The following is a 19,993-nucleotide window of genomic DNA, read 5'->3' on the forward strand; positions in this document are numbered from 1 at the left end:
TTACCCCAGCAGCGAAATGTCGGCCACGCCCAGGAACAGACCGCGCAGGCGGCTGAGCAGGGCATAACGGTTGGCACGCACCTTGGCGTCCTCTGCGTTGACCATCACCGCTTCGAAGAAGGCGTCGACCGGGTCACGCAGGGCCGCCAGGCGGGCCAGTGATTCGCTGTACTGGCGAGCAGCTGCCATCGGTTGCACGGCCTGGTCGGCCTGCTGGATGGCCGAGTACAGGGAGAACTCGTTGGCGTTGTCGAAGTACTTCGGCTCGACCTGCTCGGCGATGGCGCCTTCGGCTTTGCTCAGCAGGTTCGATACGCGTTTGTTCACCGCGGCCAGGGCTTCGGCTTCCGGCAGCTTGCGGAAGGCCTGTACGGCCTGCACGCGCTGGTCGAAGTCCAAAGCAGAACCCGGCTTCAGGGCACGTACCGACAGGTAAGTGGCGACGTCGATGCCTTCGTCTTCGTAACGTGCACGCAGGCGATCGAAGACGAACTCCAATACCTGTTCGGCGAGGCCTGCAGCCTTGACCTTGACGCCGAACTGCTTGACCGCGAACTCGACCGCACCGGTCAGGTCCAGGTCCAGCTGCTTCTCGATCAGGATACGCAGCACGCCCAGGGCAGCACGACGCAGGGCGTACGGGTCCTTGCTGCCGGTGGGCAGCATGCCGATGCCGAAGATGCCGACCAGGGTGTCGAGCTTGTCGGCGATGGCCACGGCAGCACCGGTGAGGGTCTGCGGCAGCTCGGCGCCAGCACCGCGCGGCATGTACTGCTCGTTCAGGGCCAGGGCGACGTCTTGCGGCTCGCCGTCATTGAGCGCGTAGTAGTAGCCGGCAACGCCCTGCATCTCAGGGAACTCGCCGACCATCTCGGTGGCCAGGTCGCATTTCGACAGCAGGCCGGCACGGCTGGCGCGCTGGGCGTCGCCGCCGATCAGCGGAGCAATGAACGCTGCCAGCTTGGAAACGCGCTCGGCCTTGTCGTAGACAGTGCCCAGCTGAGCCTGGAACACCACATTCTTGAGGCGTTCGTTGAAGGTTTCCAGCGGCTGCTTCTTGTCCTGCTTGAAGAAGAACTCGGCGTCGGTCAGGCGCGGGCGCACGACCTTCTCGTTACCCTGGACGATCTGCTGAGGGTCACGGCTCTCGACGTTGGCCACGGTGATGAAGCGCGGCAGCAGCTTGCCTTCGCTGTCCAGCAGGCAGAAGTACTTCTGGTTGTCCTGCATGGTGGTGATCAGGGCTTCTTGCGGCACGTCGAGGAAACGCTCCTCGAACGAGCACACCAGCGGCACTGGCCACTCGACCAGCGCAGTCACTTCGTCCAGCAACGCCGGCGGCACGATGGCAGTGCCTTCCTGCTGCATGGCCAGTTCTTCGGTGCGCTTGGCGATCAGCTCGCGGCGCTCGGCGAAGTCGGCCAGCACGTAGGCTTTGCGCAGGTCTTCGACGTAGTTGGCCGGCGTGGTGATCAGCACGTTTTCCGGGTGGTGGAAGCGGTGACCGCGTGACTCACGGCCGGCTTGCTGGGACAGGATGGTGCAATCGACCACCTGGTCGCCGAGCAGCATCACCAGCCACTGGGTCGGGCGCACGAACTCTTCACGGCTGGCCGCCCAGCGCATGCGCTTGGGGATCGGCAGGTCGTTGAGCGAATCTTCGACGATGGTCGGCAGCAGGCCGGCGGTGGCCTTGCCCGGGATGTGCTGAGAGAAGCGCAGTTTGGCGCCGCTCTGGTCGATTTCCGACAGCTCCACGCCGCACTTCTTGGCGAAGCCCAGGGCAGCCTGGGTCGGCTCGCCGTCTTTGAAGGCCGCTTGCATGGGCGGGCCGTCGATATTGATGCTGCGGTCAGGCTGCTGCACGTCCAGCTGGCGGATCAGCACGGCCAGACGGCGCGGCGCGGCATACACCTGCTTGCCGGTGTAGTTCAGGCCAGCGGCCTGCAGGCCCTTCTCGATGCCGGCCAGGAAGGCGTCGCCGAGGGTCGCCAGGGCCTTGGGTGGCAGCTCTTCGGTGCCCAGTTCTACCAGGAAATCTTGAGCACTCATTGTGCAGCCTCCAGCTTAGCCAACACTTCGTCACGCAGTTCAGGGGTGGCCATCGGGAAGCCCAGGCGTGCACGGGCTTGCAGATAGCTTTGCGCCACGTCCCGGGCCAGGGTACGCACGCGCAGGATGTAACGCTGGCGCTCGGTCACCGAGATGGCGCGGCGGGCGTCGAGCAGGTTGAAGGTGTGCGAGGCCTTCAGCACCATTTCGTAGGTCGGCAGCGGCAAGTCCAGTTTGATCAGGCGGTTGGCTTCGCTTTCGTAGAAGTCGAACAGCTCGAACAGTTTCTCGACGTTGGCGTGCTCGAAGTTGTAGGTCGACTGTTCCACTTCGTTCTGGTGGAACACGTCGCCGTAGGTGACCTTGCCGAACGGGCCGTCGGCCCAGACCAGGTCGTACACCGAGTCGACACCCTGAATGTACATGGCCAGGCGTTCCAGGCCGTAGGTGATTTCACCGGTGACCGGGTAGCACTCGATGCCGCCCACTTGCTGGAAGTAGGTGAACTGGGTCACTTCCATGCCGTTAAGCCAGATTTCCCAGCCCAGGCCCCAGGCGCCGAGGGTCGGCGATTCCCAGTTGTCTTCGACGAAACGGATGTCGTGGACCAACGGATCCAGGCCGATGGCTTTCAGCGAGCCAAGGTACAGCTCCTGGAAGTTGGCAGGGTTGGGCTTGAGCACAACCTGGAACTGGTAGTAGTGCTGCAGGCGGTTGGGGTTTTCGCCATACCGTCCGTCGGCAGGGCGACGGCTGGGCTGCACGTAGGCGGCGTTCCAGGTCTCTGGGCCGACGGCGCGCAGGAACGTGGCGGTATGGAAAGTGCCGGCGCCTACTTCCATATCGTAGGGCTGGAGCACCACACAACCTTGAGCTGCCCAGTAGTTCTGCAGGGCGAGGATCAGGTCTTGGAAGGTACGCACGGCTGGCGTAGGCTGGCTCACGAAATTCACCTGTATCTGGGGATGCGGATGTAAAGAGCGGGAGTATAACCTGATTCGCCTCGCCCTCTACTCATTGGAGCCTTATGCCACGCTGCTTTTGGTGTACCGACGATCCGTTGTACCAGGCCTACCATGACCAGGAATGGGGAACACCGCAGCGTGATCCGGCGTTGCTGTTCGAGATGCTTTTGCTCGAAGGGTTCCAGGCCGGGCTGTCATGGATCACGGTTTTGCGTAAACGCGAGCGCTATCGCGAGGTGCTGGAGGGCTTCGACCCGGTCAAACTGGCGCAGATGAGTGATGAGCGCATCGAAGAATTGATGCTCGATGCGGGCATCATCCGCAATCGCCTCAAGCTCAATGCCGTGCGCCGTAATGCCAAGGCCTGGCTGGCTGTGGACAACCCGGCCGAGTGGCTTTGGTCGTTTGTCGGAGGCGCGCCGAAGATCAACCATTTCAAGGCCCGCGGCGATGTCCCGGCGATCACCGACGAGGCCAAGGCCATGAGCAAGGCCCTGCAGAAAGCCGGCTTCACGTTCGTCGGCCCGACCATCTGCTACGCCTTCATGCAGGCTACCGGCATGGTCATGGACCACACCACCGATTGTGATCGCTACGCCGCCTTGCTGCGCTGAGGGGTTACAATGCGCGCCTTGCTGAAATAAGGAATTCGCCTGTGGAAAAGTTCAAAGGCGCCCTGATGGTCGGGGTGCTGCGTCTGTTTGCCAAGCTGCCCTGGGGCGCGGTGCAGCGCGTCGGCGCCGGGATCGGTTGGCTGATGTGGAAAATCCCCAATGGGTCGCGCAGTGTCGTGCGCATCAACCTGGCCAAGTGTTTCCCGGAGATGGACCCGGTTGACCGCGAGCAACTGGTTGGCCAAGCCCTTCGGGACATCGGCAAGTCCTTCGTCGAGAGCGCCTGTGCCTGGATCTGGCCGCCACAGCGCTCGCTCGATCTGGTCAAGGAAGTGCACGGCCTTGAAGTGCTGGAGCAGGCCCTGGCCTCGGGCAAGGGTGTGGTCGGCATTACCAGCCACCTGGGTAACTGGGAAGTGCTCAATCATTTCTACTGCAACCAGTGCAAACCGATCATCTTCTACCGCCCGCCGAAGCTCAAGGCGGTGGATGACTTGCTGCGTGAACAGCGCGTGCAGATGGGCAACCGCGTGGCGCCTTCGACCAAGGAAGGCATTCTCAGCGTGATCAAGGAAGTGCGTCGCGGTGGCCAGGTGGGCATTCCGGCCGATCCGGAGCCGGCGGAATCGGCGGGTGTGTTCGTGCCGTTCCTGGGCACTCAGGCGCTGACCAGCAAGTTCGTGCCGAACATGCTGGCCGGTGGCAAGGCGGTGGGGGTGTTCCTGCATGCGCTGCGGCTGCCGGATAGCTCGGGCTTCAGAGTGATTCTGGAAGCGGCGCCCGAGGCAATGTACAGCACCGATGTGACTGAGTCGGCGGCGGCCATGAGCAAGGTGGTCGAGCGTTATGTGCGCGAGTACCCGAGCCAGTACATGTGGAGCATGAAGCGCTTCAAGAAGCGCCCGGCGGGCGAGCCGCGCTGGTATTGAGCCTTTGAGGTTCTTCCAGAAGGCTGAATACAAATCTACCTGCTTTAGCAGGGACACTGTGGGAGCGGGCTTGCCCGCGAAGAAGGCACCGCAGAGTATGGCACCGGCTTTGCCGGTGTTCGCGGGCAAGCCCGCTCCCACAAGGATTGTGCCTGCTGTCAGAAATGAGCCAGGTAGTAACCGTGTCAGCTTGAAGTTTTGTTGAGCTTCTTCAGGAACACGGTCATCTCTTTCTCGGCCTGCTTGTCGCCATGCGCCTGCGCCGCGACGATCCCGTCTACCCAGGCCTTGCGCGCAGCTGCCAGGTCCCCCTGCAGCTGATACGCCTTGCCCAGTAGTTTCCAGGCTGCGGAGTACTTCGGATCCTGCTCCACGCACCGCGCCAGATGCAGCGCCGCCTCAGCGCCATTGCCCTCGTCCAGCCAGGCCTTGCCCAGGCCAAACCGCAGCAATGGGTTATCCACACCCTTGGCCAGCATCTTCTCCAGCGATTCGCGCATGCTCTCTTCTCCTAGAAGAAACTCAAGCCAACGTGGAACAGCTTCTCCACGTCCCGAATATGCTTTTTATCCACAACGAACAGAATCACATGGTCACCCGACTCGATCACCGTGTCGTCGTGAGCGATCATCACCTCTTCGTCACGGATGATCGCGCCGATGGTGGTGCCCGGCGGCAGGGCGATCTCTTCGATGGCCTTGCCGACCACCTTGCTCGATTTCGAGTCGCCATGCGCTACCGCTTCGATGGCCTCCGCCGCGCCGCGGCGCAGGGAATGCACGCTGACGATATCGCCACGGCGCACGTGCGCCAGCAGCGTACCGATGGTAGCCAGCTGCGGGCTGATGGCAATGTCGATTTCGCCGCCCTGCACCAGGTCGACGTAGGCAGGGTTGTTGATGATGGTCATCACCTTGCGCGCGCCCAGACGCTTGGCCAGCAGCGAGGACATGATGTTGGCCTCGTCATCGTTGGTCAGGGCCAGGAAAATATCGGCGTCGGCGATGTTCTCTTCGAGCATCAGGTCCTTGTCCGAAGCGCTGCCCTGGAGTACCACGGTGCTTTCCAGGGTGTCGGACAGGTGGCGGCAGCGGGCCGGACTCATCTCGATGATCTTCACCTGGTAGCGGCTTTCGATGGCTTCGGCCAAGCGCTCGCCGATCTGCCCGCCACCGGCGATGACCACGCGCTTGTTGGTCTCGTCGATGCGCCGCAGTTCGCCCATCACCGCGCGGATGTCTTTCTTGGCGGCGATGAAGAACACTTCATCGTCGGCCTCGATCACCGTGTCACCGCGAGGGGTGATCGGCCGGTCGCGACGGAAGATCGCCGCCACGCGGGTGTCGACGTTAGGCATGTGCGCGCGGATCTGGCGCAGTTGCTGGCCCACCAACGGGCCGCCGTAGTACGCCTTGACCGCCACCAGCTGCGCCTTGCCTTCGGCGAAGTCGATCACCTGCAGCGAGCCGGGATGTTCGATCAGGCGCTTGATGTAGTTGGTCACCACCTGCTCGGGGCTGATCAGCACGTCCACTGGAATATGGTCGTTGTCGAACAGCTCCTCGCGGGTGAGGTACGCCGACTCACGTACCCGGGCGATCTTGGTCGGGGTGTGGAACAGCGTGTAGGCGACCTGGCAGGCGACCATGTTGGTTTCGTCGCTGTTGGTCACTGCCACCAGCATGTCGGCGTCGTCGGCGCCGGCCTGGCGCAGCACCGTCGGCAATGAGCCGCGACCCTGCACGGTACGGATGTCCAGGCGATCGCCGAGGTCTCGCAGGCGGTCGCCGTCGGTGTCGACCACGGTAATGTCGTTGGCTTCGCTCGCCAGGTGTTCCGCCAGCGTGCCGCCCACCTGCCCTGCGCCGAGGATGATGATTTTCATCCGCTACTCCCTAACCTGTTTTCTTACCCGCGCGAGGCGGCGATCTTGATCAGCTTGGCATAGTAGAAGCCGTCGTGGCCGCCTTCCTGGGCCAGCAGCTGGCGGCCATGGGGCTGGCGTACACCGGCTTCAGTTGCCAGGTCCAGCTCACGGGCGCCCGGGGTGCGGGCGAGGAAGGCTGCGATCACTTCGGTGTTCTCGGTCGGCAGGCTGGAGCAGGTGGCGTACAGCAGCATGCCGCCCACTTCCAGGGTCGGCCACAGGGCATCGAGCAGTTCGCCTTGCAGCGCGGCCAGGGCTGGGATGTCATCGGCTTGGCGAGTCAGCTTGATGTCCGGGTGACGGCGGATCACACCAGTGGCCGAGCACGGTGCGTCGAGCAGGATGCGCTGGAACGGCTTACCGTCCCACCAACTGGCGGTGTCGCGGGCGTCGCAGGCGATCAGTTCGGCGTCCAGTTGCAGGCGGTCGAGGTTTTCCCGTACTCGGGACAGACGCTTGGCTTCCAGGTCGATGGCGACCATCTGCGCCAAGCCGGCTTCGGCTTCGAGCAGGTGGCAGGTCTTGCCGCCTGGGGCGCAGCAGGCATCGAGCACGCGCTGGCCGGGGGCCAGTTCGAGCAGGTCGGCCGACAGCTGCGCGGCTTCGTCCTGCACGCTCACCCAGCCTTCGGCGAAGCCCGGAAGGCTGCGCACGTCACAGGCCTCGTTCAGCACGATGCCGTCGCGGCTGTACTGGCAGGCGCTGGCGCCGACACCGGCCTCGGCCAGCAGTGCCAGGTAAGCATCGCGGCTGTGGTGGCGACGGTTGACCCGCAGGATCATCGGCGGGTGAGCGTTGTTGGCGGCGCAGATGGCTTCCCACTGCTCGGGCCAGAAGGCTTTGAGCGCTTTCTGCAGCCAGCGCGGGTGCGCGGTACGCACCACCGGGTCGCGCTCCATGCCCGCGAGCAGTTCCTCGCCCTCGCGCTGGGCGCGGCGCAGTACGGCGTTGAGCAGGCCTTTGGCCCACGGCTTTTTCAGCTTGTCGGCGCAGCCAACGGTCTCGCCAATGGCGGCGTGGGCCGGAATGCGTGTGTAGAACAGCTGGTACAAGCCTACCAGCAGCAGCGCCTGCACATCGGCGTCGGCGGCCTTGAAGGGCTTCTGCAGCAGCTGCGCGGCCAGCAGGTCGAGGCGTGGCTGCCAGCGGGCGGTGCCGAATGCCAGGTCCTGGGTCAGGCCACGGTCGCGTTCGTCGACCTTGTCCAGTTGAGCCGGCAGCGAGCTGTTCAGCGACGCCTTGCCGCTGAGGACAGCGGCCAAGGCGCGGGCGGCGGCGAGGCGTGGGTTCATTGGCCGAGCACCTTGCCGCTGGCGAACTTCTCGCGGCGGCTGTTGAACAGGTCTGCGAAGTTGAGCGCCTTGCCACCTGGAAGCTGCAGACGCGTCAGGCTCAGGGCCTGTTCACCACAAGCGACGACCAGACCGTCCTTGCTGGCGGAGAGGATCTCGCCAGGGGCGCCCTGGCCAGTGGACAACGTCGCGGCCAGCACCTTGACGCTTTCGCCGTCAAGCGTGCTGTGGCACACCGGCCACGGGTTGAAGGCGCGGATCAGGCGCTCCAGCTCGACAGCCGGGCGGCTCCAGTCGATGCGTGCTTCGTCCTTGTTCAGCTTGTGCGCATAAGTCGCCAGGGCATCGTCCTGCACTTCCCCCTGCAGCGACCCGTCGGCCAGGCCAGCGATAGCTTGCACCACGGCCGGCGGGCCCATTTCGGCCAGACGGTCGTGCAGGCTACCACCGGTGTCTTCGGCGCTGATCGGGGTGACGACCTTGAGCAGCATCGGGCCGGTGTCCAGGCCCGCTTCCATGCGCATCACGGTTACGCCGCTCTCGGGGTCGCCAGCTTCCACGGCGCGCTGGATCGGTGCCGCGCCGCGCCAGCGTGGCAGCAACGAGGCGTGGCTGTTGATGCAACCCAGGCGCGGGATGTCCAGCACGGCTTGCGGCAGGATCAGGCCGTAGGCGACCACCACCATCAGGTCCGGTTTGAGCGCGGCGAGTTCAGCCTGGGCATCTGCGTTGCGCAGGGTTGGCGGCTGCAACACCGGGATGTCGTGGGCCACGGCCAGTGCTTTGACTGCGCTGGGCATAAGCTTCTGGCCACGGCCGGCCGGGCGGTCGGGCTGGGTGTAGACGGCCACGATCTGGTAAGTGCTGTCGAGCAGGGCCTTGAGGTGTTCGGCGGCAAACTCTGGAGTGCCTGCAAAGACGATGCGCATGGAGTTCTCGCTTCAAAAAAGAAAAAGGCTTGCCGGAGCAAGCCTTCTGGAAGGTGGGGATCAGGCTTGCTGGCGGTGCTGCTTTTCCAGCTTCTTCTTGATCCGGTCGCGCTTGAGCTGCGACAGGTAGTCGACGAACAGCTTGCCGTTGAGGTGATCGAACTCGTGCTGCACGCACACCGCCAGCAGGCCTTCGCATTCCAGCTCGTACGGCTTGCCGTCGCGGTCCTGGGCCTTGACCCGTACCCGCAGCGGGCGGTCGACGTTTTCGTAGAAGCCCGGTACCGACAGGCAGCCTTCCTGGTACTGGCCCATGTCGTGGGTCAGCTCTTCGACGGTCGGGTTGATGAAGACGCGCGGCTCGCTGCGGTCTTCGCTCAGGTCCATGACCACCACCTGCAGGTGCACGTTGACCTGGGTCGCGGCCAGGCCGATGCCGGGCGCTTCGTACATGGTTTCAAACATGTCGTCGATCAGCTGGCGCAGGGCGTCGTTGAACTCCGTCACCGGTTTGGCGATGGTGCGCAGGCGCGGGTCTGGGAATTCGAGAATGTTCAAGATGGCCATAAGGTCAGGCAGTCACTGTGCGTTCGGTTGAAAACTGAGCACACATAATAAAGGGAATCGGCGATTTCGGCACCTGGCAAGCTCGTCTAGGGTGTCTATGGGATTGATAGCGTTCATTTCATGGACAGCTTTTCAAAGTGTTACCCACACAGTTATCCACAGGTTGTGCCACGTAAATGGCCCTGTTTCGATCAAGGATGATCACCATGCCAATTCACCATTCGTCGCATTGCTCGCCTGCCGAACTTGAGGCGCGGCTTCGCCTGCATCGCCTTCCCAGCACGGGCTTGCGTCGGTTTCAAACGTTGCTTGAAGCTTTCGGCAGTGCCTCTTCGGCGCTGAGTGCACCGTCAGGTGCGTGGCGCGCACTGGGGTTTACCCAGGCCACCATCGACGCCCGACGCAGCGCCGAGGTACGCGATGGGGCAATGGCTGCAATGGCCTGGATAGAGCGGCCAGGCCAGCATTTACTGATGTGGGACAGCCCTGGCTATCCTGCTCTGCTGGCTGAAATCGATGATGCGCCGCCGCTGCTATTCGTCGCGGGCGACCCTGCCCTGCTCGATCGGCCGCAACTGGCCATTGTGGGCAGTAGGCGTGCTTCACCCACCGCAATCGACAACGCCAGGGCGTTTTCCCGCTACCTGTCGCAAGCCGGTTTCACCATCACCAGCGGCTTGGCCTTGGGCATCGACGGTGCCGCTCATCGGGGCGCACTGCAGGCTGGAGGGGGCACGATTGGCGTGCTCGGCACGGGGCTGCAAAAACTTTATCCACAGCGCCACCGCGACCTGGCCAAGGCGATGATCGACAGCGGTAGCGCGCTGGTTTCCGAGTACCCGCTGGATGCCGGCCCGCTGCCGGGCAACTTCCCGCGACGTAATCGCATCATCAGTGGCTTGTCGCTTGGCGTGCTGGTTGTAGAGGCAAGCCTGGCCAGTGGATCACTGATCACGGCGCGCCTGGCGGTTGAACAGGGCCGCGAGGTGTATGCCCTCCCCGGCTCCATCCACCACCCCGGTGCCAAGGGCTGTCACCAGTTGATCCGCGATGGTGCGTTGCTGGTGGAAAGCGTGGAGCAGATCCTCGAAACCCTGCAGGGCTGGCAGAACCTGCCCCCGGCTGTTTTGGACAAACCCGCACATCCATTGCTCGATTTGCTGCATGCCGCACCGCAGACCAGTGAGGGGCTGGCGCTGTGCAGCCAGCAGCCGCTGGCGCAAGTATTGGCACAGTTGACCGAACTGGAGCTCGAAGGCCGGGTGAGTAATGAAGCTGGCCGTTGGTTTGCCCGCCTGGGCTAAGTAAACTGCGCCCATGGCCTAAATGCGGAGAGACACAAATGGTGAGCAGTTTTCGTGTGCAACAAGCCGCACGTGAAATCCGGGCGGGCGCAGTAATCGCCTACCCGACGGAAGCGGTCTGGGGCCTGGGCTGCGATCCCTGGAACGAGGACGCGGTGTATCGCTTGCTGGCGCTCAAATCCCGGCCTGTGGATAAAGGCCTGATCCTGATCGCCGACAATATCCGCCAGTTCGATTTCCTGTTCGAGGATTTTCCTGAAGACTGGATCGACCGCATGGGCAGCACCTGGCCAGGGCCGAACACCTGGCTGGTGCCGCACCAGGACCTGTTGCCGGAGTGGGTGACGGGTCAGCACGACACCGTGGCGCTGCGGGTCAGTGATCATCCGCAGGTGCGTGAGCTGTGTGCGCTGGTGGGGCCGTTGATTTCCACCTCGTGCAACCCGGGCGGGCGGCCTGCTGCGAAGACGCGGTTGCGGGTGGAGCAGTATTTCCATGGCCAGCTGGACCTGGTTCTCGGTGGGGCGTTGGGGGGGCGGAAGAATCCGAGTGTGATTCGGAATCTGGCGACGGGCGAGGTCGTGCGGCCGGGCTGAATTGCCAAGTGTAAGCCCCCCACTCTGTGGGAGCGGGCTTGCCCCGCGAAGAGGCCGGTCCAGTCACCCAATGTGTATGGCCAGGGCTTTGCCCTGGTTCGCGGGGCAAGCCTGCTCCCACAGTGGTCTGATTCGCCTGCAATCGTTCGGATCTTCACCCCAATGGCTGTCCAGCCTGCAGTTTGGGAAAATTCCTACCATCACAGTCTCAAGCTGTCACCTTCTCACCTGGAACGACCCTCTCTAGCTTGCTCGTCAGGAAAAGACGTCGTAAGTCAGGGGAGCATCCGGAGCAATGCCGCTATTCGAGAATGCCGAGTACCTGATTAGGGCGAACTTAGAGCAGCTCGCGTCTAATCATCGGGTCAGAGCAGTGGAAATCGGTTGATTTACCGCAGATCAATTCGAAGCGATAAACAGGCAGAAACAAGGGCAGGATTTGCCGGTGCTGGAGGACCCAGGCATCGTTTTCATTGGCAGCCATGCCTACAGCAGCCGAGTGGTACGAGATGGGTACACGATTGATGACATGGTTCTGCAGATAAAGGCAGCATTGGCGGCGACATCAATCTGGAAACCGGCCACGCACATGACCGCTCTTCGCAGCACGATTGGCCGAAATGATGGCTATGGCAATGAAATATTTGATGAGGCGATTTTTGAGCTGACGGCTCGCAAGCCCGAGGCAGAGTTTTATTCCATTGCCCCTAAAGGGGATAGAAACAAGCCCAAATAATAAAGGCCGCTTAAGCGGCCAAAAGATAAGGATGTGCTCGCCCGGATAACTTGGAACTCAACCGGCGCACCAGCACACCCTCGGGAAGAAAGGCTACGCTCCTGAATCTGCAGGGTCAAGCACCTACCTTTCACTTTTCAGAGACGCAGTATTTTGGGCGATTTTGCCAGAATGGCTACCAAGCCTAAGTTTGAGAAAAATCCTACATCCCGCATCGAATACCATCACCTTCTCAGTGGGAAGTCCTGTCTCTAGGCTTCAAACCGTCGCCGAACAACTTGGCGATCGGGTGTGGTAGCCCGGATGCATTCTTTCCATGACAGTCTATGGCGGCTGTGCGCGGGAGGCTTTCGAGCCTGCCTGGATTGGAAAATGCCCGGGTCTACCACCTCGCGTGCAGTCGCCACCCAATTCACGTGGTAGAGGTTGGGTGCGGCTTTGAGGAGCATTTTCCATGACCAAGAAGCTAGTGCCCGATCCACCCCTTCCCTGCACCTCCACCCGAGCCTTCGGCCGCTGCGACGCCGGCCATGAAGCCCTGTTCAGCGTAAACCCCAACATCTGCGCCGCCGATGCTTTGGTGCATGTCGCCCTTTACCTGCGCAGCGCCTATGAAACCGGCTACAAGACGCTCGACTACCTGAGCGAAGAAGGCCGCGGCATGTACTGGTCGAACCTGCATGCGATTGAACTGGCTGAGGGATTGGTCGAGGCGATACTCGATGGCATCGAGTCGGCACCAACAAACCAAGCCGCACAGGCATAGCGCTAAATTCAAAGCCGACACAATACCTGTGGGAGCGGCTTCAGCCGCGAACACCGGCGAAGCCGGTGCCAATCACCGCGTCGTTAGCTTCGCGGCTGAAGCCGCTCCCACAGGAGGTTATCTACTGAATTGAAGTTGCGTCCGTCTCAGGGCAGTAAGACCGTAGACCCCACGGTCCTACGCGCCGACAACGCTTCCTGCGCCTTCGCCGCCTCACTCAGCGGATACCGCTGCTGAATATCCACAACCACCTCGCCGCTCGCGATCACCGCAAAAAGGTCATCCGCCATCGCCTGGGTGTTCTCGGCATTGTTGGCATAGGTCGCCAAGGTCGGCCGGGTCACATACAGCGATCCCTTCTGCGCCAGAATCCCCAGGTTCACCCCGCTCACCGCGCCCGAAGCATTGCCAAAGCTCACCATCAACCCGCGCGGCTGCAGGCAGTCCAGCGAGGTCAGCCAGGTGTCGGCACCCACGCCGTCATACACCACCGGGCATTTCTTGCCATCGGTCAGCTCCAGCACCCGCTTGGCCACATCTTCGTGGCTGTAGTCGATGGTGGCCCATGCCCCCAGCGCCTTGGCCCGCTCGGCTTTCTCGGCAGAGCTCACAGTGCCGATCAGTTTGGCACCCAGCGCCTTGGCCCATTGGCACGCCAGCGAACCGACGCCGCCAGCCGCCGCGTGGAAGAGGATCACGTCACCCGGCTGCACGGCATAGGCCTGCTTCAACAGGTATTGCACGGTCAAACCCTTGAGCATCACCGCCGCCGCCTGCTCGAAACTGATGTTGTCGGGCAGCTTGACCAGATTGGCTTCCGGCAGCGTGTGCACTTCGCTGTAGGCGCCCAGCGGGCCGCCACCGTAGGCCACGCGGTCACCCACTTTCAGGCGGGTGACGCCCTCACCTACCGCCTCGACCACCCCGGCACCTTCGGTGCCCAGGCCCGAAGGCAGCGCTGGCGGGGCATACAGCCCATTGCGGAAATAGGTGTCGATGAAGTTCAGGCCGATTGCATGGTTGCGCACACGGACCTGCTGCGAGCCGGGCGGTGCCGGGTCGAATTCCACAAGCTGCAGCACTTCGGGGCCGCCATGCTGGCTGAACTGGATACGCTTGGCCATCTCGCACTCCTGTTGTCGGGATCGGGAAAGGCCCTCTATCGGACGCCTTTGCTTGATCGCCGTCAACTGCGGCGCGTGTGCTGGCGGTGATATGCTACGTCGCGAATTCTTCCCTGCCCGTTCCTGGTGACCCGATGACTAGCCGCACCGAGGCCGTGAAAGCCTACCTGCTCGACCTGCAAGACCGCATTTGCTCCGCCCTCGAAACCGAGGACGGCGGCGCCCGCTTCGTCGAGGATGCCTGGGTGCGCGAAGCCGGTGGTGGGGGCCGCACGCGGGTGATCGGTGAGGGCAAGGTGATCGAGAAAGGCGGGGTCAACTTCTCCCATGTGTTCGGCGCCGGCCTGCCGCCGTCGGCCAGTGCCCATCGCCCGGAGCTGGCGGGCCGTGGTTTCGAGGCCCTGGGCGTGTCGCTGGTAATCCACCCGCACAACCCGCATGTGCCGACGTCCCACGCCAATGTGCGCTTTTTCATCGCCGAAAAAGAGGGGGAAGAAGCGGTGTGGTGGTTCGGGGGCGGCTTCGACCTGACGCCGTACTACGGCAACGAAGAAGACTGCATCCACTGGCATCGCGTGGCCGAACAGGCCTGCGCGCCGTTCGGTGCCGACGTGTATCCGCGCTACAAGGCCTGGTGCGACCGCTATTTCCACATCAAGCACCGTGGCGAACCACGCGGTATCGGCGGATTGTTCTTCGATGACTTGAACGAGTGGGACTTCGACACCTGCTTCGCCTTCATCCGCGCCATCGGCGATGCCTTCGTCGACGCCTACCTGCCGATCGTCCAGCGCCGCAAGGTCACGCCGTATACCGCCGAGCAGCGCGAGTTCCAGGAATACCGTCGTGGTCGCTACGTGGAATTCAACCTGGTCTACGACCGTGGCACCCTGTTCGGCTTGCAATCCGGTGGCCGTACCGAGTCGATCCTCATGTCGCTGCCGCCGCAGGTGCGTTGGGGTTACGATTGGAAGGCGGCGCCCGGCAGTGAAGAAGCCCGCCTGACCGAGTACTTCCTGCAAGACCGCGACTGGCTAGGCCAGTAAGCCTGTGGATAACCGAGGAGCCCCCATGGACCAGTACGTCGTATTTGGTAACCCCATCGGCCACAGCAAGTCGCCGTTGATTCACCGGCTGTTCGCCGAGCAGACCGGCGAAGACCTGGAATACGCCACCTTGCTGGCGCCGCTGGACGAGTTCAGCGACTGCGCCCGTGGCTTCTTCAAACAAGGCAGCGGCGCCAACGTCACCGTGCCGTTCAAGGAAGAGGCCTACCGCCTGTGCGACAGCCTCACCCCTCGCGCCCAGCGCGCCGGCGCGGTGAACACCTTGTGCAAGCTGGCCGATGGCACGCTGCGTGGTGACAACACCGACGGCGCCGGCCTGGTGCGTGATCTGACGGTGAATGCCGGGGTCGAGTTGGCTGGCAAACGTATCCTGATCCTGGGGGCCGGTGGTGCGGTGCGCGGTGTGTTGGAGCCGATCCTGGCCCACCATCCGCAGTCGCTGGTGATTGCCAACCGCACAGTGGAAAAAGCCGAGCAGCTGGCGCGCGAGTTCGATGAGATGGGGCCGGTGGTGGCCAGCGGTTTCGCCTGGCTGCAGGAGCCGGTGGACGTGATCATCAACGCCACGTCGGCGAGCCTGTCCGGTGAACTGCCGCCGATTGCCGACAGCCTGGTCGAGGCGGGGCGGACGGTGTGCTACGACATGATGTATGGCAAGGAGCCGACGCCGTTCTGCCAGTGGGCAAGCTCGCTGGGCGCGGCCAAGGTGTTGGACGGGTTGGGGATGCTGGCTGAGCAGGCGGCCGAGGCGTTCTTCATCTGGCGTGGAGTGCGGCCGGACACTGCTCCGGTGTTGGCTGAGTTGCGCCGGCAATTGGCTCGCGGTTGAGATTTGGGGCTGCTTTGCAGCCCATTCGCGGGACAAGCCCGCTCCCACAAAAACACCGTGATCTCCTGTGGGAGCGGGCTTGTCCCGCGAATGGGCCGCAAAGCGGCCCCAATCACTCCACAAATTGAATCGGGCACACCTCGGCCCCTTCCAGCTTCTGCAACTCCTCGATCACCTGCGGCCTGGCCCGCAGCAAGGTCAAACTCCCCCCGCCCCTGCGCAACCGCCGCGCCTCACGGTGCAACATATCCACGCCCGAGTAATCGATGAAATTCACCTGCCGGGCATCGATCACCACGTTCGGCCCTTGGCAGCGTTGCAGCCGCACCTGCAGATAATGCGCCGCACCGAAAAAGATCGACCCACCCACCCGCAGCACGTCGGCCTGCCCTTCGCGGCTCTGCTGCACCCGTGGCCGCGAGGTACGCTTGAGGTAAAAGAACAGCGACGCCAGCACGCCCGCATAGATCGCCGTCTGCAGCTCCAGCAGCAAGGTGGCGGCGGCGGTCAGGGCCATGACCAGAAACTCCGCACGGCTGACCCGAAACAATGCGCGTATCCCCCGGTGGTCCACCAACCCCCAGCAGATCAGCAGGATGCTGCCGGCCATGGCCGGAATCGGCAGGTGCGCGATCAGGCTGGCGCCCGCGACGGCGAACAGCGCCACCCATAGTGCCGAAAACACCCCGGCCATGGGTGAGCGAGCACCGGCGTCATAGCTCAGGCCCGAGCGGGTGAAGGAGCCGGACGATAAGTATCCGGAGAAGAACGCGCCGACCATGTTCGACAGGCCTTGGGCGCGGATCTCCTGGTCAGCGTCGATCAGCTGTTCGGAGCGTGCCGACAACGAACGGGCGATCGACAGGCTGGTGACCAGGCCCAGCATGCCCACTGCTACGGCGCTGGGCAGTAGTCGCAGTATCAGTTCCACATCCAGCAGCGGTAGCGGGCTGAGCGGCGGCAATTGACCGGTAAACGACGGCACACGCGGTACGTGGCCAAAGTAGCCGGGAAGCAGCCAGGCCAGCAGGCTGACGGCGATCAGACTTATCAACAGGCTCGGCCAGCGTGGCCGCAAAAGTTTGAAGACGACGCCGACCAACAAAGTGGCCAGGCCCAGGATCAAGGAGGGCAGGTCGACCTCGCCAGCGTGGCTGGCCAGGTCTTGTACCGTTTTCAACGCCGTTGCCTGGCTCGGCAGGTCCATGCCCAGCAGGTTGGGCAGTTGGCCGAGGGCGATGACGATGGCGGCGCCGAGGGTGAAGCCGAGGACCACCGAATGGGACACGAAATTGACCAGCGCGCCGAAGCGCAACAGCCCGAGCAGTAGCTGGAAAATGCCAGCGAGGAAGGTCAGCAGCAGTACCAGCGTCACATAGTCGCTGCTGCCAGCCACGGCCAGCGGGCTGATGCTGGCGTACAGAACGATGGAGATGGCGGCGGTCGGGCCGCAGATCAGGTGCCAGGACGAGCCCCACAAGCAGGCGATCAGCACCGGCACGATGGCCGCGTACAGGCCGAATTCGGCAGGCAGGCCGGCGATCAGGGCGTAGGCGATGGATTGTGGCAGGGCAAGAATGGCACCGCTCAGGCCAACCAGCAGGTCCTGACGCAGGCTGCGTCCCGATTGACGGGGCAGCCAGGTGAGGAAAGGCAGCAGGTGGATGAGGCGGTGCATGGTTTATTCAGAATCCTTGTCAGTGTGCAATACCCTGTGGGAGCGGGCTTGCCCCGCGAACACCGGCGAAGCCGGTGCCATGCACTGCGGTGACTGCTTCGCGGGGCAAGCCCGCTCCCATAGATCTCACAATATGGTGTTTAGAGCCTGAACAGCATCACCGCCTTTTTTGGTAGTCACTCCTGCTAGCCAGCCTTCCAACAGCTCGGGATGCGTCTTCACCCAAGCCCTGGCTGCCTCATCGAAACTGATCTTCTTATCCACAACCTCGGCCATGATGCTGTTTTCCATGTCCAGGGTGAATTTCAGATTGCTAAGCAACTTGGCCGGGTTCGGACAGGCTTGTGGATAACCTTTGCGGGTCAGGGTATAGACCTCGCCCTTGCTGCCAAACCACTTCTCCCCGCCCGTCAGGTAATGCATCTTCAGCTTCACGTTCATCGGGTGCGGTGTCCAGCCCAGGAAGGTGATGAACTGGTTTTTCTTCACCGCGCGGTCCACTTGCGCCAGCATCGCCTGCTCACTGGATTCGACCAGCTTCCATTGACCGAGGTTGAATTCATTCTTGTCTATGACGTCTTTCAGCGACAGGTTGGCGGGGGCTCCCGAGCCGATCCCGTACAGCTTCTTGTCGAACTGGTCGGCATGCTTTTGCAGGTCGGCGAAATCTTTCACGCCGGCATTCCACACGTAGTCGGGCACTGCCAGGGTGAATTCGGTGCCTTCCAGGTTGCGCGACAGCTGCTGCACGTCGCCATTGGCAATGAACTTGTCGTGAAAGCCTTGCTGCGCCGGCATCCAGTTACCCAGGAAGGCATCGACTTTGCCGTCCTTCAGGCCACCATAAATGATTGGCACTGCGAGGCTGTCGATCTTCACCTGGTAGCCAAGGCTTTCCAGGAGCAGGCGGGCGACCGCGTTGGTGCTGGCGATATCGCTCCAGCCAGGGTCGGCTAGCTTGACGGTGCTGCATTGCGCGTCTTCGGCGTGGGCTGCGGCAGTGCCCAGGCTCAGGGCCAGGGCGATCGCGGCGGGGGAGAACGTGTGCATGGCGGCCTCTCTTCTCAATCCATGGGTGCGGGCTGTGGATAACGTGCCTTGCGCTCGAGGTCGTCGAGATCGATGTGGTTACGCATGTACTGTTGGCTGGCATCCACCAGCGGTTGGTGGTCCCAGCTCTTCAGTTTGCCGATGGCCAGCGCCTCGGCCACCAGGCGGCGGCGCCGCTGGCTGGCCAGGACCTGCTGGCGCAGGCTGGGGATATCCCAGCGCTGCCTGGCTTCATCGAGCAATGCCTGCAGCAGCGCCTGATGGTCCGGGCTGCCGGTGAGGTTCTCCCGCTCGTGCGGGTCGCGGCTCAGGTCATAGAGTAGACAGGGGTCGTCCTCGCTGTACACGAACTTGTACGCGCCACGGCGGATCATCATCAGTGGGCCGACCGTACCTTCGGCCATGTACTCGCCGATCACTTCGTCGTGCCCGCCCTGCCCTTGCAGGTGGCCAAGCAGCGAGCGGCCGTCCAGGTGCAGGCTGTTATCCACAGCACCGCCGGCGAGTTCCACCAGGGTTGGCAGCAGGTCGCAGGTCGATACCGAGGCGCCGACCCGGCTTGCGGCGAAGCGTTTGGGGGCGTGGACCAGCAGGGGCACCCGCGCCGACATCTCGAACCAGTGCATCTTGTACCAGAGCCCGCGCTCGCCAAGCATGTCGCCGTGGTCGCCGGAGAACACGATCAGCGTGTCGTCGGCCAGGTTGCAGTCTTCCAGGGTTTGCAGCAGCTGGCCGATGTTGTCGTCGATGTAGCTGCAGGCGCCGAAGTAGGCGCGCCGGGCATCGCGGATCTTGTCGACAGGCAGGGGCTTGTTCCACAGGTCGTAGACCTTGAGCAGGCGTTGCGAATGTGGGTCCAGTTCATGTTGGCTGAATTTGGCGCGCGGCAAGGGGATATCCACACCCTCGTAACGATCCCAGTAGCGCTTGGGGATGGTGTACGGGTCGTGCGGGTGAGTCATCGAGACGGTGAGGCAGAACGGCCGACCATCATTTTCGCGCACATGGTCGTAGAGGTATTGGCGGGCCTTGAACACCACCTCCTCATCGAAATCCAGCTGATTGGTGCGCACGCAGGGGCCGGCCTGCAGCACGGACGCCATGTTGTGGTACCAGCTCGGGCGCTCATCGGGCGCATCCCAGTTCACCGCCCAACCATAGTCGGCCGGATAGATGTCGCTGGTCAGGCGTTCTTCATAGCCGTGCAACTGGTCGGGCCCGCAAAAGTGCATCTTGCCCGACAGCGCCGTGCGGTAGCCGAGGCGGCGCAGGTAATGGGCGTAGGTCGGCACATCGGCGGGGAAGTCGGCAGCGTTGTCATAGGCGCCGATGCGGCTGGGCAACTGGCCGCTGACCAGGGTGAAGCGCGACGGCGCGCACAGTGGGCTGTTGCAGTAGGCCGAGTCGAATACCACGGCGTGTTCAGCAAGCCGGCTCAGGTGCGGCATCTGAATGGGCGAAGGGCCGTAGATCGGCAGCAAGGGCGCGGCCATCTGGTCGGCCATGATGAACAGGATGTTGGGGCGCGTCATGGTTGGCTTCCATCGTTGAAGGTTATGCGAACCGCT

The 19,993-nt window shown here is 63.0% G+C and carries 19 protein-coding genes; 8 read left to right on the forward strand and 11 right to left on the reverse strand.

Annotation, left to right across the window (positions count from 1 at the left end; all coding sequences use genetic code 11):
* Entirely contained in the window at positions 1–2,052 is a 2,052-nt protein-coding gene (gene glyS, locus ACZ6YA_RS04700) for a glycine--tRNA ligase subunit beta (RefSeq protein WP_465895803.1), read from the reverse strand.
* Complete coding sequence (gene glyQ / locus ACZ6YA_RS04705; RefSeq protein WP_012312032.1) at positions 2,049–2,996, reverse strand: glycine--tRNA ligase subunit alpha; 948 nt, start codon at positions 2,994–2,996, stop codon at positions 2,049–2,051. The genes glyS and glyQ overlap by 4 nt, the downstream gene beginning before the upstream one ends.
* 83 nt (positions 2,997–3,079) lie before the next feature.
* Between glyQ and ACZ6YA_RS04710 the strand changes: the two genes are divergently transcribed.
* Both ACZ6YA_RS04710 and ACZ6YA_RS04715 read left to right on the forward strand, forming a co-directional pair.
* Positions 3,080–3,631 carry a DNA-3-methyladenine glycosylase I gene (locus ACZ6YA_RS04710; protein WP_465895805.1) on the forward strand — a complete coding sequence of 184 codons (552 nt, stop codon included), beginning with the start codon at positions 3,080–3,082 and terminating at the stop codon, positions 3,629–3,631.
* Between the two features lie 41 nt (positions 3,632–3,672).
* Positions 3,673–4,560: a lysophospholipid acyltransferase gene (locus ACZ6YA_RS04715; RefSeq protein ID WP_465895806.1), complete on the forward strand. Its 888-nt coding sequence runs from the start codon at positions 3,673–3,675 to the stop codon at positions 4,558–4,560.
* A 185-nt stretch (positions 4,561–4,745) separates the two neighbouring features.
* Here the strand turns inward: ACZ6YA_RS04715 and ACZ6YA_RS04720 are convergent, their stop codons facing one another.
* Genes ACZ6YA_RS04720 through def form a run of 5 tightly spaced genes read right to left on the reverse strand, consistent with a single transcriptional unit; the run spans position 4,746 to position 9,275 of the window.
* Entirely contained in the window at positions 4,746–5,060 is a 315-nt protein-coding gene (locus ACZ6YA_RS04720) for a tetratricopeptide repeat protein (RefSeq protein ID WP_465895807.1), read from the reverse strand.
* A gap of 11 nt (positions 5,061–5,071) precedes the next feature.
* Positions 5,072–6,445 carry a Trk system potassium transporter TrkA gene (trkA, locus tag ACZ6YA_RS04725; RefSeq protein WP_465895808.1) on the reverse strand — a complete coding sequence of 458 codons (1,374 nt, stop codon included), beginning with the start codon at positions 6,443–6,445 and terminating at the stop codon, positions 5,072–5,074.
* Positions 6,446–6,468: 23 nt separating this feature from the next.
* Positions 6,469–7,779: a 16S rRNA (cytosine(967)-C(5))-methyltransferase RsmB gene (rsmB, locus tag ACZ6YA_RS04730; RefSeq protein WP_465895809.1), complete on the reverse strand. Its 1,311-nt coding sequence runs from the start codon at positions 7,777–7,779 to the stop codon at positions 6,469–6,471.
* Entirely contained in the window at positions 7,776–8,708 is a 933-nt protein-coding gene (fmt, locus tag ACZ6YA_RS04735) for a methionyl-tRNA formyltransferase (protein ID WP_465895810.1), read from the reverse strand. Before fmt ends, rsmB begins: the two co-directional genes overlap by 4 nt.
* A 60-nt stretch (positions 8,709–8,768) precedes the next feature.
* Complete coding sequence (gene def, locus ACZ6YA_RS04740) at positions 8,769–9,275, reverse strand: peptide deformylase (protein WP_400802735.1); 507 nt, start codon at positions 9,273–9,275, stop codon at positions 8,769–8,771.
* 206 nt (positions 9,276–9,481) lie between these two features.
* On the opposite strand from def, the gene dprA reads away from it, so the two are divergent.
* From dprA to ACZ6YA_RS04760, 4 genes are all read left to right on the forward strand, one after another.
* Entirely contained in the window at positions 9,482–10,579 is a 1,098-nt protein-coding gene (gene dprA / locus ACZ6YA_RS04745; RefSeq protein ID WP_465895811.1) for a DNA-processing protein DprA, read from the forward strand.
* 38 nt (positions 10,580–10,617) lie between these two features.
* Complete coding sequence (gene tsaC / locus ACZ6YA_RS04750; protein WP_167063762.1) at positions 10,618–11,175, forward strand: L-threonylcarbamoyladenylate synthase type 1 TsaC; 558 nt, start codon at positions 10,618–10,620, stop codon at positions 11,173–11,175.
* 445 nt (positions 11,176–11,620) lie between these two features.
* A complete protein-coding gene (locus ACZ6YA_RS04755; protein ID WP_465895812.1) occupies positions 11,621–11,911 on the forward strand; it encodes a hypothetical protein in 291 nt (96 codons plus the stop codon).
* Positions 11,912–12,365: 454 nt separating this feature from the next.
* Positions 12,366–12,677 carry a hypothetical protein gene (locus tag ACZ6YA_RS04760; RefSeq protein WP_465895813.1) on the forward strand — a complete coding sequence of 104 codons (312 nt, stop codon included), beginning with the start codon at positions 12,366–12,368 and terminating at the stop codon, positions 12,675–12,677.
* 146 nt (positions 12,678–12,823) lie between these two features.
* On the opposite strand, the gene ACZ6YA_RS04765 is transcribed toward ACZ6YA_RS04760, so the two are convergent.
* The gene (locus ACZ6YA_RS04765) at positions 12,824–13,801 is read right to left on the reverse strand and encodes an NADPH:quinone reductase (protein WP_465895816.1); all 978 of its coding nucleotides are present in this window, start codon (positions 13,799–13,801) and stop codon (positions 12,824–12,826) included.
* A 134-nt stretch (positions 13,802–13,935) separates the two neighbouring features.
* On the opposite strand from ACZ6YA_RS04765, the gene hemF reads away from it, so the two are divergent.
* Positions 13,936–14,847 (forward strand): oxygen-dependent coproporphyrinogen oxidase, encoded by a 912-nt coding sequence (gene hemF / locus ACZ6YA_RS04770; protein ID WP_465895818.1) that lies wholly within the window; start codon positions 13,936–13,938, stop codon positions 14,845–14,847.
* 25 nt (positions 14,848–14,872) lie between these two features.
* Positions 14,873–15,697, forward strand: a complete 825-nt coding sequence (aroE, locus tag ACZ6YA_RS04775; protein WP_465895820.1) for a shikimate dehydrogenase — start codon at positions 14,873–14,875, stop codon at positions 15,695–15,697.
* 112 nt (positions 15,698–15,809) lie between these two features.
* Here aroE and ACZ6YA_RS04780 read toward each other — a convergent pair whose 3' ends face one another.
* From ACZ6YA_RS04780 to betC, 3 genes are all read right to left on the reverse strand, one after another.
* Positions 15,810–17,375: a SulP family inorganic anion transporter gene (locus ACZ6YA_RS04780; protein ID WP_465895821.1), complete on the reverse strand. Its 1,566-nt coding sequence runs from the start codon at positions 17,373–17,375 to the stop codon at positions 15,810–15,812.
* Positions 17,376–17,501: 126 nt separating this feature from the next.
* Positions 17,502–18,425 carry a choline ABC transporter substrate-binding protein gene (gene choX, locus ACZ6YA_RS04785; protein WP_465895822.1) on the reverse strand — a complete coding sequence of 308 codons (924 nt, stop codon included), beginning with the start codon at positions 18,423–18,425 and terminating at the stop codon, positions 17,502–17,504.
* 14 nt (positions 18,426–18,439) lie between these two features.
* Positions 18,440–19,957 carry a choline-sulfatase gene (gene betC, locus ACZ6YA_RS04790; protein WP_465895824.1) on the reverse strand — a complete coding sequence of 506 codons (1,518 nt, stop codon included), beginning with the start codon at positions 19,955–19,957 and terminating at the stop codon, positions 18,440–18,442.
* Positions 19,958–19,993: the final 36 nt, after the last annotated feature.

Source organism: Pseudomonas sp. NPDC090752, assembly GCF_055584805.1.

What these genes read in the sequence shown, in the direction of transcription:
- ACZ6YA_RS04780 (WP_465895821.1), bottom strand. Translation starts at nt 17,375, where the DNA reads ATGCACCGCCTCATCCACCTGCTGCCTTTCCTCACCTGGCTGCCCCGT.
- def (WP_400802735.1), bottom strand. Translation starts at nt 9,275, where the DNA reads ATGGCCATCTTGAACATTCTCGAATTCCCAGACCCGCGCCTGCGCACC.
- trkA (WP_465895808.1), bottom strand. Translation starts at nt 6,445, where the DNA reads ATGAAAATCATCATCCTCGGCGCAGGGCAGGTGGGCGGCACGCTGGCG.
- dprA (WP_465895811.1), top strand. Translation starts at nt 9,482, where the DNA reads ATGCCAATTCACCATTCGTCGCATTGCTCGCCTGCCGAACTTGAGGCG.
- ACZ6YA_RS04720 (WP_465895807.1), bottom strand. Translation starts at nt 5,060, where the DNA reads ATGCGCGAATCGCTGGAGAAGATGCTGGCCAAGGGTGTGGATAACCCA.
- rsmB (WP_465895809.1), bottom strand. Translation starts at nt 7,779, where the DNA reads ATGAACCCACGCCTCGCCGCCGCCCGCGCCTTGGCCGCTGTCCTCAGC.
- betC (WP_465895824.1), bottom strand. Translation starts at nt 19,957, where the DNA reads ATGACGCGCCCCAACATCCTGTTCATCATGGCCGACCAGATGGCCGCG.
- glyS (WP_465895803.1), bottom strand. Translation starts at nt 2,052, where the DNA reads ATGAGTGCTCAAGATTTCCTGGTAGAACTGGGCACCGAAGAGCTGCCA.
- hemF (WP_465895818.1), top strand. Translation starts at nt 13,936, where the DNA reads ATGACTAGCCGCACCGAGGCCGTGAAAGCCTACCTGCTCGACCTGCAA.
- choX (WP_465895822.1), bottom strand. Translation starts at nt 18,425, where the DNA reads ATGCACACGTTCTCCCCCGCCGCGATCGCCCTGGCCCTGAGCCTGGGC.
- fmt (WP_465895810.1), bottom strand. Translation starts at nt 8,708, where the DNA reads ATGCGCATCGTCTTTGCAGGCACTCCAGAGTTTGCCGCCGAACACCTC.
- ACZ6YA_RS04765 (WP_465895816.1), bottom strand. Translation starts at nt 13,801, where the DNA reads ATGGCCAAGCGTATCCAGTTCAGCCAGCATGGCGGCCCCGAAGTGCTG.
- ACZ6YA_RS04760 (WP_465895813.1), top strand. Translation starts at nt 12,366, where the DNA reads ATGACCAAGAAGCTAGTGCCCGATCCACCCCTTCCCTGCACCTCCACC.
- tsaC (WP_167063762.1), top strand. Translation starts at nt 10,618, where the DNA reads ATGGTGAGCAGTTTTCGTGTGCAACAAGCCGCACGTGAAATCCGGGCG.
- ACZ6YA_RS04710 (WP_465895805.1), top strand. Translation starts at nt 3,080, where the DNA reads ATGCCACGCTGCTTTTGGTGTACCGACGATCCGTTGTACCAGGCCTAC.
- aroE (WP_465895820.1), top strand. Translation starts at nt 14,873, where the DNA reads ATGGACCAGTACGTCGTATTTGGTAACCCCATCGGCCACAGCAAGTCG.